Origin of the sequence: Natronospira elongata (assembly GCF_034931365.1) — a bacterium.
GTDB classification, from domain to species: Bacteria; Pseudomonadota; Gammaproteobacteria; order Natronospirales; family Natronospiraceae; genus Natronospira; species Natronospira elongata.
The window spans coordinates 192,910-207,312 of sequence record NZ_JAYGII010000002.1 but is presented as its reverse complement, the minus strand read 5'-3'; the positions used below and the strand labels follow the sequence as shown (position 1 = coordinate 207,312).

16 protein-coding genes are annotated in these 14,403 nt (G+C 61.2%); 12 read left to right on the top strand and 4 right to left on the bottom strand.

Annotation, left to right across the window (positions count from 1 at the left end):
- Positions 1 to 27 precede the first annotated feature (27 nt).
- Both VCB98_RS02050 and VCB98_RS02045 read left to right on the top strand, forming a co-directional pair.
- On the top strand, positions 28 to 2,010 hold the full coding sequence (locus VCB98_RS02050; protein ID WP_346049960.1) for a serine hydrolase domain-containing protein: 1,983 nt from the start codon (positions 28 to 30) through the stop codon (positions 2,008 to 2,010).
- Entirely contained in the window at positions 2,010 to 2,477 is a 468-nt protein-coding gene (locus VCB98_RS02045) for a DUF411 domain-containing protein (protein WP_346049958.1), read from the top strand. Before VCB98_RS02050 ends, VCB98_RS02045 begins: the two co-directional genes overlap by 1 nt.
- Here VCB98_RS02045 and VCB98_RS02040 read toward each other — a convergent pair.
- Positions 2,465 to 3,022, bottom strand: a complete 558-nt coding sequence (locus VCB98_RS02040) for a hypothetical protein (RefSeq protein WP_346049956.1) — start codon at positions 3,020 to 3,022, stop codon at positions 2,465 to 2,467. The genes VCB98_RS02045 and VCB98_RS02040 overlap by 13 nt on opposite strands.
- Positions 3,015 to 4,040, bottom strand: coding sequence for a DUF3179 domain-containing protein (locus tag VCB98_RS02035; protein ID WP_346049954.1), 1,026 nt, complete (start codon positions 4,038 to 4,040; stop codon positions 3,015 to 3,017). The genes VCB98_RS02040 and VCB98_RS02035 overlap by 8 nt, the downstream gene beginning before the upstream one ends.
- A 610-nt stretch (positions 4,041 to 4,650) precedes the next feature.
- Between VCB98_RS02035 and VCB98_RS02030 the strand changes: the two genes are divergently transcribed.
- Positions 4,651 to 5,037: a SirB2 family protein gene (locus VCB98_RS02030; protein WP_346049952.1), complete on the top strand. Its 387-nt coding sequence runs from the start codon at positions 4,651 to 4,653 to the stop codon at positions 5,035 to 5,037.
- A gap of 122 nt (positions 5,038 to 5,159) precedes the next feature.
- Entirely contained in the window at positions 5,160 to 6,662 is a 1,503-nt protein-coding gene (locus VCB98_RS02025) for a sensor domain-containing diguanylate cyclase (protein WP_346049950.1), read from the top strand.
- Here VCB98_RS02025 and VCB98_RS02020 read toward each other — a convergent pair.
- Positions 6,659 to 6,955, bottom strand: a complete 297-nt coding sequence (locus VCB98_RS02020; protein WP_346049948.1) for a DUF3634 family protein — start codon at positions 6,953 to 6,955, stop codon at positions 6,659 to 6,661. The genes VCB98_RS02025 and VCB98_RS02020 overlap by 4 nt on opposite strands.
- Positions 6,952 to 8,694 (bottom strand): signal peptide peptidase SppA, encoded by a 1,743-nt coding sequence (sppA, locus tag VCB98_RS02015; protein ID WP_346049946.1) that lies wholly within the window; start codon positions 8,692 to 8,694, stop codon positions 6,952 to 6,954. The genes VCB98_RS02020 and sppA overlap by 4 nt, the downstream gene beginning before the upstream one ends.
- Positions 8,695 to 8,958: 264 nt before the next feature.
- Here sppA and VCB98_RS02010 point away from each other — a divergent pair, with 264 nt between their 5' ends.
- From VCB98_RS02010 to VCB98_RS01975, 8 genes are read left to right on the top strand one after another with little or no spacing between them, the layout of a single operon-like run.
- The gene (locus tag VCB98_RS02010) at positions 8,959 to 9,441 is read left to right on the top strand and encodes a Na+/H+ antiporter subunit E (RefSeq protein ID WP_346049944.1); all 483 of its coding nucleotides are present in this window, start codon (positions 8,959 to 8,961) and stop codon (positions 9,439 to 9,441) included.
- Positions 9,441 to 9,740 carry an MrpF/PhaF family protein gene (locus tag VCB98_RS02005; RefSeq protein WP_346049942.1) on the top strand — a complete coding sequence of 100 codons (300 nt, stop codon included), beginning with the start codon at positions 9,441 to 9,443 and terminating at the stop codon, positions 9,738 to 9,740. The genes VCB98_RS02010 and VCB98_RS02005 overlap by 1 nt, the downstream gene beginning before the upstream one ends.
- Positions 9,740 to 10,069: a monovalent cation/H(+) antiporter subunit G gene (gene mnhG / locus VCB98_RS02000; protein ID WP_346049940.1), complete on the top strand. Its 330-nt coding sequence runs from the start codon at positions 9,740 to 9,742 to the stop codon at positions 10,067 to 10,069. The genes VCB98_RS02005 and mnhG overlap by 1 nt, the downstream gene beginning before the upstream one ends.
- A 29-nt stretch (positions 10,070 to 10,098) precedes the next feature.
- Positions 10,099 to 10,647, top strand: coding sequence for a DUF4040 domain-containing protein (locus VCB98_RS01995; RefSeq protein ID WP_346049938.1), 549 nt, complete (start codon positions 10,099 to 10,101; stop codon positions 10,645 to 10,647).
- Positions 10,644 to 11,063: a Na(+)/H(+) antiporter subunit B gene (locus VCB98_RS01990; protein WP_346049936.1), complete on the top strand. Its 420-nt coding sequence runs from the start codon at positions 10,644 to 10,646 to the stop codon at positions 11,061 to 11,063. Before VCB98_RS01995 ends, VCB98_RS01990 begins: the two co-directional genes overlap by 4 nt.
- Complete coding sequence (locus VCB98_RS01985) at positions 11,063 to 11,416, top strand: cation:proton antiporter subunit C (protein ID WP_346049934.1); 354 nt, start codon at positions 11,063 to 11,065, stop codon at positions 11,414 to 11,416. Before VCB98_RS01990 ends, VCB98_RS01985 begins: the two co-directional genes overlap by 1 nt.
- The gene (locus VCB98_RS01980; RefSeq protein WP_346049932.1) at positions 11,416 to 12,906 is read left to right on the top strand and encodes a monovalent cation/H+ antiporter subunit D family protein; all 1,491 of its coding nucleotides are present in this window, start codon (positions 11,416 to 11,418) and stop codon (positions 12,904 to 12,906) included. The genes VCB98_RS01985 and VCB98_RS01980 overlap by 1 nt, the downstream gene beginning before the upstream one ends.
- On the top strand, positions 12,903 to 14,381 hold the full coding sequence (locus VCB98_RS01975) for a proton-conducting transporter transmembrane domain-containing protein (protein WP_346049930.1): 1,479 nt from the start codon (positions 12,903 to 12,905) through the stop codon (positions 14,379 to 14,381). Before VCB98_RS01980 ends, VCB98_RS01975 begins: the two co-directional genes overlap by 4 nt.
- Positions 14,382 to 14,403 lie beyond the last annotated feature (22 nt).

Below are 14,403 nucleotides of genomic sequence, written 5' to 3'. Positions count from 1 at the left end.
CCAGCGGCCCAAGGAGTCAAGTCTGTCATGTCCCTGCGTATTGTTCTGTTGATTCTAGGTCTGAGCCTGCCGCTTTCGGCCTTCGCCCAGGGCCCGGTGCCGCCAGAAGACCCGGTGGATGAAGATGCCGGGGAAATGGCCATGGACCGGGAGGCGGACCTGGAAGCCTTCGTGGACGGCATCGTCGCGGCACGCATGGACAGTGACCGACTGGCGGGGGCCACGGTAGCCGTGGTGCATCGAGGTGAGGTGCAGTTGCTCAAGGGCTACGGCAAACGGGATGGTGATGGCACCCCGGTGGATGCCGAGAAAACCCTGTTCCGGATCGCCTCCATCTCAAAGCCCTTTGTCTGGGTCGCCCTGATGCAATTGGACGAAAGGGGGCTGATTTCACTGGATGACCCGGCCAATGATCACCTTCCCGACACACTGCAGCTTCCCCCGGGCCTGGACGGCGAGCCCATCCGCATCCATCACCTGATGAGCCACAACGCCGGCTTCGAGGACTCGGCCCTGGGGCATTTGCTGGAACGGGAGGTGGAAAACCTCCGCCCCCTGAATGAATATCTCGACCGGGTGCGTCCCGAACTGGTGCGCCCGCCCGGTGAACTGGCCACCTATTCCAACTGGGCCAGCGCACTGGCCGGCGCCCTGGTGGCCGAGGTCAGCGGCCTGGGTTTCGAGGAATACGTGGAGGAATACATCTTCGCGCCACTGGGCATGGAACGCTCGACCTTCAGGGAGACCTATTCCCCGGACGAAGTGCATGAAGACATGCCGGCACCCGTGGCCGAGGAATTGGCCGAGCATTTCGCCGAGGGTTTTCGGGAACAGGCTGGTGTACTGGAGCCGGCCTATTTCGAATACCTTGCCCACACGGCGCCCTCCGGCGGAATGTCTGCCACGGCCGCCGACATGGCAAATTTCATGCTCGCCCTGCTCAACGAGGGTGAGCTGAACGGCGACCGGATTCTCGCCGACGACACCGCCCGACGCATGAGCCAGACACGGTTCAGTAATGCCGAGGGCATGAATGGCCTGGCCCACGGATTCATTGAATATCGCTTCGACAACGGTCTCCGCGGCTATGGCCACGGCGGCGCGCTGGTGCATTTTTTCTCCGGCATGGTTCTGGTACCCGAACTGGAGCTGGGCATCTTCGTCTCCACCAACACAGCCGGTGGACGCGGCTTCAGCCAGGCCTTGCCGCGCCATGTGGTCGCTCGCTTTCAAGCCGAGCCGGGCGAGCAGCCCGAAGCCGCCGGTAACGATGAGCTTACAGAAAGGCTGGAAGACTATGCGGGCAGCTATCGTCATACCCGCCGCAGCTACAGCGGAGTGGAGAAAATCACCGCCATCGACAACGTGATGAAGGTTGATGTACACGACGATGGCTATTTAATCACCCACATGGGAGGCCAGACCCGGCGCTGGCTGCCAGTGGACGGGCAGGTGCATCTCTTTGAGCGAGTGGATGGCCCGGACCGCCTTGCCTTTGGTGAGAGCCCCGGTGGCGATATCAACCGGGTCTACCATCCCAGCGGCATCAATGCCGGTGAGCGCATCGGCTTCTTCGGCACCGGCCAGTGGCTGTTTACCATTATGGGCATTACTGGTCTGGCTGCCCTATGGCAGCTGGGCGGATTCTGGATCCGTCGCCGACAGCGGCTGAACGAAACCACGGCGGAACGCACGGCAAGCTGCTTGATGCTGGCCTGGTCGCTGGGCTGGATCTCGGCACTGGTCCTGGCCTGGCAGGCCATGAGCGCCATTCGCGGCGCTGGCGCGGAGAACCTTTTTCTCTGGCCATTGCCCATACTCCAGGGCTGGGTACTGATCAACAATCTTGCTGTCTTGCTGAGCCTGCTGGCAGTAATCAGCATTGTGCCCCTGTGGCGGACACGCACCTGGTCCCTGCGCCAGCGCCTGTATCATATTGTGGCTGTATTCGCGGGCCTGGCCCTGGCCATGACCCTTAACGACTGGAACCTGATTGGGTGGCGATTCTGATGAAAACACCGAGATCCTTGCTCTCACTCCTATTGATCCTGAGCCTGGCCGCCTGTGGTCAGGAACCCGCTGCCGAATCCAATGAAATGCTGGTCTACAAGACGCCGCAATGCGGCTGCTGCAGTGTCTGGGTGGATTACATAGAGGAAGCAGGCTTCGAGGTGGAGGCACGCGACGTGAGCCACCAGGAGCTCAACGAGATCAAGCGCGAAGCCGGCCTGCCCTTCAGCCTGGGCTCCTGTCACACGGCCTTCGTTGACGGCTATGTGGTGGAAGGCCATGTACCGGCGGAGCAGGTTCATCGTCTGCTGGAGGAGCGCCCCGACATCCTCGGCATTGCCGTCGCCGGCATGCCAATCGGTTCACCGGGCATGGAAATGGGCGACCGAAAAGACCCCTATGAGGTCCTGACTTTCAATGACGAAGGGGAAAGCGAAGTCTTCGCCCGTTATCATCAGGAAGAGTGAGGTAACAGACTCACCATCGGGGGTGCCCCTAGGCGCCGCTGCCAGATCCGGCTCGCTGCCAGGGCCAGGAGGGAAACGGGTACCAGCCAGGCGAAAAAGGCAGCGAATGCACCCAGGCCCGGCAGGCCCAGCAGGAGAATCAGACTGGGCGCGCAGCAGGCACCACCGGCCAGCAGGGCGGGCAAGGCACCGGACAGGCTGCCGCTAGCGCTGTAGCGGCAGCTGGGATTGGCCCGCAAATGCAAAACCCCGTGCAGGTTGGCGGCCAGCAATCCGGCCAGTAGCACGGTCATTGCCAGATTCAGTGGGCTGATCAGGATCACCAGATAGCCCGCTTCAATCATGACCACCGGCTCGAACTGGAAAACCGCCCGCGCACTCAGGATGCGCTCAAGGCTCAACTCTCCCACCATCAGCCCCCACAGGGAACTGTCCATCACATCGATATCGCCAATGGCGTAGAGGTAGAAGCCTGCATAGGCCAGAGCTGCTGACAGGGGCAGCCAGAGCGCGTGGCGGACAACCTGGTCTGTCGAATCACTCATCGCCATCCAGTACCACGGTCATGGGGTAGAAGGCGTACCAGGCAAACCACATGGCCTCGAAGCCGTTAACGGCGTCCAGTTCCTGTAGCCCGGGAGCACTGGGACCGGAAGGCCCAAAGCTCACGGCACTGGGGTCTTCGGGAAAATCACTGGCCTGTCCCCGGAATACCCAGGCGGTCTCAAGGCCGTCGTCATAAATCACCAGGAAGTCGTCGGAGACGCCGCTGTAGCTCAGGTAGCCGGCCTCGGCGAGGGCATCCATATCTACCGCCACAGCCTCCTCGGAAGTCCGGAAACCAAAGATCTCCCGCTTGGCATCAAAGCGCTCATTCTCATTCATGACCGGGAAGATGCGGTCACTGCCCTCGGCATAATAGCCGGTACGCGGGTTGTAGCCGCCGTAGGGGTCGCGGCGATAATTGCGCACATGACCGGTTCGCCGTGACAGCACCTCGGTGTCCGGGTGACGGGCAAGCCAGTTATCCCAGCGAGTCCAGAATACCCGTTGCTCAACCAGACCTTCCCCTGCGTGCGGGCCGGCCGCCGCCGCGCCTAGGATCTGCGGCCAATAGCTATCCGAGTGGCGGTCGTACATGAGCAGATTGCTGTTGACCAGGCGACCGGAGACACCCAGTTCGGTCTCGCCCCGCTTGTAGCCAATCCCGGTACCGGTCAGCGGGCAGTAGGTCACCGCAACATTCTCCCCGCCAACGGTGTCATTGACGATTTCGTGCCAGACCAGGACCGACTGCGGATAGGCCCGCGCCTCGCCATTGATGTAGATACCGATGATCTTGTCACCCCCCTCCAACCAGTCATCGGCCAAATCCGCGCTGATAAAACGAGGAGAATCAATGGACGGGATGCCGTCCTTGCCGGGGCCGCCGGACAGGGACTGATCCCAGTAGGCCGAGACCTCACCGTCGACGATGTTGGCCGTGGTCGTCGGAATCGGCTTGTCGGCAAATGCAGGCGTGGCCGCAATGGCCAGGAGACTGAGGCCCAGATAGCTGCGCATGGTCACTACTCCCCGCGGTGGCTGTGTCTCAGGATGGACGGCCATTGGCAGCAGCTTGTTACAGTGTATTTGGGCCGATGGCGGAGCTCATCGAAACCGGTAACGCCGATGGCACCGCTGGTCGGCCCGGCCAGATTGAGCGGTATTCTCAGCTTGACAAACGGCATGGCATTGTTCCGCCTGCATGGCTGTGGAGGAAGTTGACTCAAAGTCCTCGAAAAAGCTTGACAAGTCATTCGGCGACGCGTCCACAACAGCGACCCCCCAGAGTTACCGACCAGCGACCAATCTCCTAGACATCTGTTTTATATCGTTTTTTTTGGCCTGTTTGCTGAATCGAGCACGTGGATGGGGCGTCATTTTTGAGAAAAACACACCAAGTGCATCTTTCCACAATATCTGTGGATAACCATGTGAATAAACCACTGATCCGGCTTCCCTGACGGGGCCGTTGTCAGATTGGGCATTTCTTGGTCACCGTGTCTGTGACGACCCAATTATCGGCGGTCGGGGCAGCCAGGCGGGACCGACTCAAGTAAGATGCTCGGCATCCACGGTTGAGGCCGTCAGCCGGCTCATCCTTTCCGGACCAGAACGAAGGAGCTGCTTCATGTACATGGGAATCAAGCATCTGCACATGGGCCTGGCACTGCTCAGCATCCTGGGCTTCATGCTGCGCGGTGGCTGGCTGCTGCTGACCGGCGACCGCCCCGGCTCCAGGCTGGCCAAGATCGCCCCCCATGTGGTGGATACCCTGTTGCTCCTCAGCGGCATCCTGCTGCTGGGCATGACCGGCTGGGCCTTTCTCTCCCAACCCTGGATGCTGGTGAAACTGGGGCTGGTGGCCCTCTACATCGGCGTCGGTATCGCCGCTTTCCGGGTGTCTGCCGGTGCGGCCCGCTGGGGGCTGTTCTTCCTCGCGGTGCTGGTCTTTCTGCAGACTATGTCGGTGGCTTTTTCCAAGTCCGCTCTGGGGCTTGCCGGTTTCGTGCTGTAAGCGGTGAGAAAAGCGGATTAATCGCTCATTTGGGCCTACACTGAACAGAGAGGCATCAAGACTCCGGGCCGGTTGGGCCAGGGACGGGCCAGCTCGGCCCGTGCACCGGAGAGTCAGGCCCAATGACAAAAGCTTTTCGGCTGCGTCCAGCCCATCGCATAGCCAGAATCAACTACCTGCCCCGCGTACTGGGCTTTCTCTCCACGTTCGTGGCCATTCTCCTCATCACACCCGAACTGGAGCTGGGTACGCCCATCCTGCTGGCCGCGGTGGCGGCATTCCTTGTCTATCCACACCTGGCCTGGCTGCATACCCGCCTGGTCACCCACTCCAAACGCGCTGAACAGATCAATCTGCTCCTGGATTGCATTCTGCTCGGGACCTGGGCCGCGCTGCTGGCATTCAATCTGTGGATCACATTCTCCCTGCTGGTCAGCTCCTTGCTTAACAACTCGGTCAATGGCGGCCTCCCCCGCCTGGCTCTGGCCTTCGTCTGCTTTGTCCTCGGCGGCCTGCTCGGGGTAGGCATTGCAGGACCTGCCTTCGTGCCGACCGCGAGTCTGCCGGTAACCGCTTTTGTGATCATCACCACCCTGCTCTACATTCTCGGCGTGGGTGTCACCTATCACCGCCAGAATGGACAACTGGCTCGGGCCCACAAGGATATTGCCCGCAAGAACGATATCTTCCGCTCGCTGCTGGACATGGGTGTGCAGACCTATGAGGCGAAGGACGTTCCCGACCTGATACAGCGATCGCTCAGGCAGTTCAGGGCGCTATATCCCACACGCAGTTTCGGCATCGTGCTGTTCGATCGAGAACGGGCGGATCTGGTTCGCCATGCCGGATTTCTGGGTGCGGCGGAGAATTGTCGTCAGGCCCTGATGGACAGGCTCCGCACCCATAACCAAAGCTCGGAACGATATCGTCAGGCATGGCTGCAGCAGTCAGATCAGCGATTCCTGCTGATGCCCTTGCATCGCCACCTGCAGCAATCCCCTGGCTACCTGATGGTCGATAGCCAGCCGAACGATGATGCCGAAAGTGCCCTGCCGCTTTTTGTCGACCAGCTTGGGGCCGCCCTGGAAAACCAGTTGCTGACCCAGGAACTGCGCAAGCTCGCCGAAACCGATGGCCTCACCGGTCTGTTCAACCGAGCCTTCTTCGAAGAACAACTGGCCCATGCCATCTGGCTCAAGAAAACCCACAGCGAACCGGATTTCTCGGTGGTGATGATTGATCTGATCGGACTGAAGAGAAGTAACGATCACCATGGTCACGAAAGCGGGGATGAACTGATTCGGCAGGTGGCCAGGCAGTTGAAAAAGCAGGCCCGCCGTAGTGATGTGGCAGCCCGCTACGGTGGTGACGAGTTTGTGATTCTATGCCATGACTGTGCTGAGTCCGATGCCCAGCGCGCGGTGGAACGTCTGACGACAGCCTGCCAGGGCCGGGAATGCGAGATAGCCCTGTCGGGAGACCGCCGACTGAATCTCGCCGTGAACATCAGCGTGGGTGTTGCCGGTTCTGACCAGCACCCGCCAGACCGGGTCTTGCGACTTGCCGACCAGCGGATGTACGAGGACAAGGAAGCCTATTACCAGCAGCACAGCCGCTATCGTTAGCCGGCAGCACGCATGCCACCGCCACCACCGCTGGGCGGTGGGGTCCAGACATTGCTGATGGCCTGCCGGGCACCGGCAGGTAGGTCACGAGAGAAGCGCAAATGCTGGCGGCGGCCCTGCCCCATGACATCCACCCGCCCCACCGATACCCGGTGCAAACGAGCGATATCCCGACAGGCAGCGAGAAAGCCCGGGGACAACTGTCCCCGGGCTTCACTGATGCTCCCGTCGCGGAAACGAATTCGACCGCGAACACCCGCCAGGCGGGCCCAGATGGACAGCCTTGCGCTCACTTCACCTCCGGAGGCGTGATCTCCAGCACGTCTTTGTCGCCGACAATCCCTGCCCGGTGGAGTTCACGCATCAACGGCTGGATGCTCTCCAGAGCCCTCAATGCCGCTCGGCTGGCCACCGGTTCGGCGCGGCCGCCGGCCAACAGGTTGAGCCAGCCCTTGGGCTCGGGGTAGGTCTTGAGCTTGAGCGGGGCATCCACTTCCAGCTCAAGCAGTTCCCGCACCGCGGCCATCGCCTCGCCATAACCGCCGACCCCGTCCACCAGGCCACGATCCAGCGCCTGTTGCCCCGTCCAGATCCGCCCCTTGGCGAAGGCTTCAAGCTCGTCATAGCTCATGTTGCGCCCGGCGGCGGCCTTGGCCACAAAGTCCTCATAGACCCGGTCGAGCCAGTCCTGATGCCGCTGCCAGCCATGCTCGGTGTAATCATGGCCGCCGGAGTACATGCTGGCATTGTCCGCGGTGGTAACCGCATCCCAGCTGATGCCGAAGCGCTCCAGCCAGAAATCGGTGGTCAGGAACTTGCCTCCCAGCACCCCGATGGAACCGGTGATAGTGCCCGGCTGGGCGATGATACGGTCAGCCTCCATGGCCACGAAATAACCGCCGGAAGCGGCCACATTGCCCATGCTCACCACCACCGGCTTGCCTGCCTCCCGGGCCTTGCGGGTCATGGCCAGGATGGCGTCGGACGCCACATAGGAGCCACCGGGGCTGTCCACCCGAAACAGAATGGCCTTGATGCTGTCATCCTCGATGGCGTCCCGAAAGGCCCGGACCACGGTATCGGAGCCCATGGAGACGCTGCCGAAGACAGGGTCGTAGCCGCTCTCGCCGCGCATGACCCCGCCGGTACCGTGAATGACCGCCACGCCGGTGCCCCGCTTGTGGGGACGCCCCGCGAGCCGGAAGTAATGGCGCGACTCCATGGTGGTGAAACGGCCCACTTTTGCCTCGAGCAGGCCGTCGAGCTCATGGCGGTACGCCAGACCATCGATCAGGCCGGCATCCACGGCCTCCACGCCCAGGAAGGGTCCACGGTTGATCAGATCCCGGATTTCCAGGTCGCTGAGGCCCCGACTCTGGGCGATGTCACTGACCATTTCCTCGAAAAGGTCATCCAGCACGGCCTGCTCGGCCTCGCGGTGGGCCTCGGTAAACTCGGTTTCCGTGAAGGTATTCTTGGCATTCTTGTATTCATGGCGATGATCCATTCGCGGCTCGAGATCCAGCTTCTCGAGGGTTCCCGCCAGGAACATGCTTTCGCTGATCAGCCCCACCAGGCCGATGTCGCCGGATTCCTGCATGTGGATCTCGTCAAAGGCCGTGGCCAGGTAATAACCCTGGTTGCCCGGGCCCACTTCGCCAATGGTTTCGGCATAGGCAATCGCCGGCTTGCCCGACTCACGGAAGCGCTCGATGGCCTGGCGGATCTCCTGGACCGCGGCCATGCCCTGGCTGGCGCCGCCAACCCGGGCCACCAGGCCTTTCACCCGCCGGTCCTCGGCGGCCCGATCAATGGCTTCCACCAGATCGCGCAGGACCCAGCGATCCCCCATCATGGCGCGTGCCAGGGGGTCATCCGGGATCGATTCGATCACCGGCTGCTCCAGGTTGAGGCTGATGATGACCTCGGAAGGCACCCGCTCGCGGGCAAAGAAACTGCTGACCAGGGCGATCAGAACCCCCGCCAGCACCAGGGCACCGAGAACAGTGCATGTCTTCTTGATCCACTTCATGCTAACCCCCCGTTGTTGGGAACTGTATTGGCAAATTACACCACCCAATCAGCGGCGACAAGATGCGCAACGGCACCATTGCCACACCCCTCGCTGCAACCGCGTATATATAAACAAGTGTCTACATCGTTGGGAATTGCTCCAAATTGCACAGAACTTGCCCGGAATAGGCCAGCTCGGTAAACTTCCGGCCTCGCGTTTTCCGAGCAACGCTTTCTGCCGCGCGGCCCCGGCCGCGTCACCCCGCTGCTGAAGGAGCTGATCGTGCTGAAGTACACCGTCAGCCTGGCCGTGATAATGGCCATCATCTGGCTTCTCTTCTCCGGTATGTGGACGCACCCCATCATCGTGCCGCTGGGTGCGGCATCGGTGCTGCTCACGGTGTACCTGGCCACCCGGATGAAGATCATTGACCGCGAAGGGCATCCCTTGCATCTGCTGGTGCCCTCGCTCAAGTACTGGCCCTGGCTGCTGATGGAAATCAGCAAGTCCAATCTGATCGTCGCCCGCCACGTGCTGGCCGGCAAGAACAGCATCAATCCACGGATGGCAAGGGTCAAGGCCAGCCAGAAGACCGCCCTGGGCCGCACCATCTTCGCCAACTCCATCACCCTGACCCCCGGCACGGTAACCGTGCATGTGCGGGACAATGAGATCTGGTTCTACGCCCTCACCGAGGAGATCGAACAGGGCCTCAAGGATGGAGAAATGGACCGGCGGGCCACCGAATTCGAGGGAGAATCATAATGGAATTCGCCTTTATCGGAGCGGCGCTGGCCATTCTGGTGACCATGGGCCTGGCCCTGGTTCGCGCCTTCGTGGGCCCGACCACCTATGACCGCATCCTGGCGGTGAACGTCTTTGGCACCAAGACCGTGCTGATGATTGCCGTCATCGGTTTCATCGTCGGTCGCCCGGAGTTCATCGACATCGCCATCGTCTATGCCCTGATCAACTTCATCGGCATTGTTGCCGTGCTGAAGTTCTTCGAGTACGGCAGCTTCGCCGGAAAGTCCACGGATGTGGACGAACGGGAGGAACATTGATGGAACTCGTGCTCAACATCATCAGCATGGTGTTGCTGGCAGCCGGTTCCCTGCTGCTGCTGATTGGCGGCCTGGGCCTGTTGCGGTTTCCGGACTTCTACTCCCGGATTCAGGCGGCTGGCATCACCGACACCCTCTGCTCGATTTTTATCCTGGTGGGGCTGATGCTTCAGGCGGATTCCCTGCCCACCGGCGGGAAACTGCTGTTTACCCTGCTGTTTCTCCTGTTTACGGCGCCCACTGCCAGCCATGCTCTGGCCAAGGCGGCCCGTCATAGCAAGCTGGATCCCTGGCGACCCGGGGAAGGGGGTGCGTCATCGAAGCGCTGATCGATATCATCCTGCTGGCCTTTCTGGCCATGGTGGCCATTGCCATCGTCAAGATCCGCAATCTGTTTGCGGTGACCATGCTCACCGGCATCTATAGCCTGCTGGCAGCCTCCCTGTTCGTGGTCATGGATGCGGTGGACGTGGCCCTGACCGAGGCGGCAGTCGGGGCCGGCATCATGATCATCCTGATGCTGGGCACCCTGGCGCTGACCACCAGCAAGGAAAAGAACCACGGCAAGGGACAGAACCTGCTCGCCCTGGTGGTGGTTTTCATCACTGGTGGCGGCCTGATCTATGGCACCCTGGACATGCCCCACTACGGGGATCCTGAAGCGCCGGCGCATACCCACCTTTCTCCCCACTTCACGCAGGAGTCGGTGGACGAGATCGGCATTCCCAACATGGTGACTTCCGTACTCGCCAGCTATCGAGGCATCGATACCCTGGGCGAGGCGGTCGTGATCTATGCCGCCGCCGTGGGCGTGCTTCTGGTGCTGGGCAGTGGCGCGGTGCGCCGTCGCCGCAAGGACGATCCCAAGGCCAATCCCAAGGCCAATGGCGGGGAGGAACGCTCATGAATCAGTATGTGGTGCTTCGGGTCATCACCAAGCTGATGATCCCGGTGATCCTGCTTTACGGCCTTTACATCCAGTTCCACGGAGAATACAGCCCGGGGGGCGGCTTTCAGGCCGGGATCATCTTTGCCGCCGGCTTCGTCATCTACAGCCTGATCTATGGTCTGGACAAGGCACAGGAAGCCATCTCCCCGGAAGCGGCCCATATCCTGGCCGCCCTGGGCGTGCTGCTGTACATCGGCATCGGCATTGCCTCCTTCTTCCTGGGTGGCAACTTCCTGGAATACAAGGTCCTGCTGCCGGATGACCATGCCGGTGAAACCTTCGGCATCATCAGCATCGAGCTGGGTGTCGGCATTACCGTCGCCACGGTTGCCCTGACACTGTTCTATTCATTTGCCGGCCGGGAGCGTGACTGATGGAATGGCTTGGCCTGTATAACTACTGGGTAGTCGTCGTCCTGATGATGGTGGGTTTTTACATCGTCATCGCCCAGGGCAATCTGGTGAAGAAGATCGTGGGCCTGAACATCTTTCAGACCTCGGTGTTCATTTTCTTCATCAGCCTGGCGAAGCTGGATGGCGGCACGGCGCCGGTTTATGTGGAAGGCATCACCGAGTACTCCAATCCCCTGCCCCACGTGCTCATCCTCACCGCCATTGTGGTCGGCGTCGCGCTGACCGCCATGGGCCTGGCCCTGGTGGTCCGGGTTCATGAACTGTATGGCTCCATTGAGGAAGACGAGATTCACGAACAGGACGGGAAACACTAATGGACCTTCTCATCCAACATCTGCCTGCCCTGCAGGTGGTGCTGCCCATGCTGGCCGCGCCCATCGTGATGCTGATGGCGCGCGCCCCGCGACTGGCCTGGGCGGCCACCACGCTGACAACCTGGCTCACCCTTGGCGTTTCCATCCTGCTGGTTCAGCAGGTCCTGCTGCACGGCAGTATTTCCTATCACATGGGCGGCTGGGTGCCGCCGGTGGGTATCGAATACTTCGTTGATCCGGCGAACATTGTCGTTCTCCTGATCATCTCCCTGATGGGTGCGATATCCATGCCCTTCGCCCTGCGAAGCGTGGAACAGGAAGTGGACAAGGCCAAACACGGACTGTTCTATGCCGCCTTCCTGCTGGCCAACTGCGGCCTGCTGGGGATTACCATCACGGGCGATGCCTTCAACATCTTCGTGTTCTTCGAGATTTCCGCCCTGGCATCCTATGCCCTGATTGCCATGGGCAAGGACCGTCGTGCGGTGATGTCGTCCTATCAGTACCTGGTCATGGGCACGGTGGGCACCACCTTCCTGCTCATCGGCATTGGTTTCATGTACATCATGACCGGGACGCTGAACCTGATCGATCTGGCCCAGCGTCTGCCGGAGGTCAATGACACTGGCACCATCCGGGCAGCCTTTGCCTTCCTGGTGGTGGGGATCTCGCTCAAGCTGGCCCTGTTCCCCCTGCACTTGTGGCTGCCCAACGCCTATACCTATGCGCCGTCCATGATCACCGTCTTTCTGTCGGCGACGGCAACCAAAGTGGCCATTTACGTACTCTTGCGGATCATCTTCAGCGTCTTTGGCTATGAGTTCAGCTTCTCGGAGCTGAATCTGGGTTATGTGCTGATGCCGCTGGCCATGCTGGGCATTCTGATTCCGTCCATCGTTGCCATCTTCCAGACCAACATCAAGCGCATGCTGGCCTACTCCAGTGTGGCCCAGGTGGGCTACATGATTCTCGGGGTCAGTTTTGCCAGCACCCTGGGCCTGATGGCCTCGGTGGTGCACCTGTTCAACCACGCCGTGACCAAGGCCGCGCTCTTCATGGCGCTGGCCTGCATCATCTATCGGGTAGGCGGTGTGTCGCTGGATCGCATGGCCGGGATTGCCAAGCAGATGCCCTGGACCATGGCGGCCTTTGTTCTCGCCGGCCTGTCCCTGATCGGCATCCCCCTGACCGTGGGCTTTGTCACTAAGTGGCATCTGTTGCTTGCCGCCCTGGAGGGTGGCCTCTGGCCGGTGGCGGTCTTCCTGCTGGGCACTTCCCTGCTGGCCACCATCTATATCTGGAAAGTGGTGGAAGCGGCCTACCTGAAGGAGCCCGCTGAAGGCGCTCAACCGGTGCGGGAAGCGCCCATGAGCCTGCTGCTGCCCACCTGGGCATTGACCGTGGCCTGCCTTTACTTCGGTATCGACACTTCACTGCCGGTGGACCTGGCCAATCGAGCTGCTGAAACCCTGATGGGAGGTTACCTGTGAATCAGGTCGTATTCCTGGAACCCGCGCTGGCCATTCAGCTGGCCCTGGCCATCCCGGCCCTGGGGACCGTGTTGATCGCCCTGACCGGCCGCTGGCCCAATCTGCGCGACACCCTCATGGTCGCCACCGCAGTTGCCATGTTCACCATGGTCCTGCAGGTCCTGCCGGAAGTGCTGGCTGGCGGCCGCCCCGGCGTCACCTTGTTCGAACTGTTTCCGGGCCTGCGCATTGCTTTCGAGGTGGAGCCGCTGGGGATGCTCTTCGGGCTCATTGCCTCGGGGCTATGGATCATCACCTCCCTGTACGCCATCGGCTACATGCGAGGCGCGGGCGAAGCCAATCACACCCGCTTCCATGCCTGTTTTGCGGTGGCCCTGTTCGCGGCGGTAGGCATTGCCTTCGCCCAGAACATGTTCACCCTGTTCATCTTCTACGAGATTCTCACCATCTCCACCTACCCCCTTGTGGCCCACAAGCAGAATGTGGCGGCGAAGATGGGGGCGCGGACCTATATCGGGCTGCTGCTGGGCACCTCCATCGGCTTCCAGCTGGTGGCCATCATCGCCACCTGGTGGATGACCGGCAGCCTGGACTTTACTGACGGCGGCATCATGGAAGGCCATGTGGGTTATGGCATGGGTGCCCTGCTGCTGGTGCTCTACATGTACGGCATTGGTAAGGCGGCCCTGATGCCTTTCCACCGCTGGCTGCCCTCGGCCATGGTGGCACCCACGCCGGTATCCGCACTGCTCCACGCCGTGGCCGTGGTGAAGGCCGGGGTGTTCACCGTGCTCAAGGTGGCCACCTACCTCTTCGGCCTGGATTATCTGTCCAACCTCTGGACCACGGAAGTGATCATGTACATTGCCGCCTTCTCCCTGTTGGCGGCATCCACCGTGGCCCTGCAAAAGGACAATCTCAAGGCCCGACTGGCCTATTCCACGGTCAGTCAGCTCTCCTATATCACTCTCGGCGCCATGCTGGTCAGTCAATTGGCCACCATTGGGGGCGGCATGCACATTGCCATGCACGCCTTCGGCAAGATCACGCTGTTCTTCTGTGCCGGCGCCATCTATGTGGCCAGCAAGAAGACCAATATCAGTGAAATGGATGGCATCGGCCGGCGCATGCCGTTCACCATGGGTGCCTTCCTGCTGGGTGCATTGTGCGTGATCGGGGCCCCGCCCATGGGCGGGCTGTGGAGTAAATGGCATCTGGTCGTCGGTGCCGCCGATGCCGGTCAGGTGCTGATGATCTTCGTGTTCATGATCAGCACCCTGCTCAACATCGCCTATCTGCTGACGCCGGTGGTCAGGGCCTTCATGCTGCCGCCCACGGACGGCTACAAGGGCGGCATCAAGGAAGCACCTCTGCTCTGCGTGGTTCCCCTGTCCATCACGGCCCTGGGCTGCGTGGCACTGTTCTTTATCGCTGATCCGCTGCGGAACATGCTCGCCGGCATCTTTGCCGGCTGACCTGACCAAACTGCGAGACCTG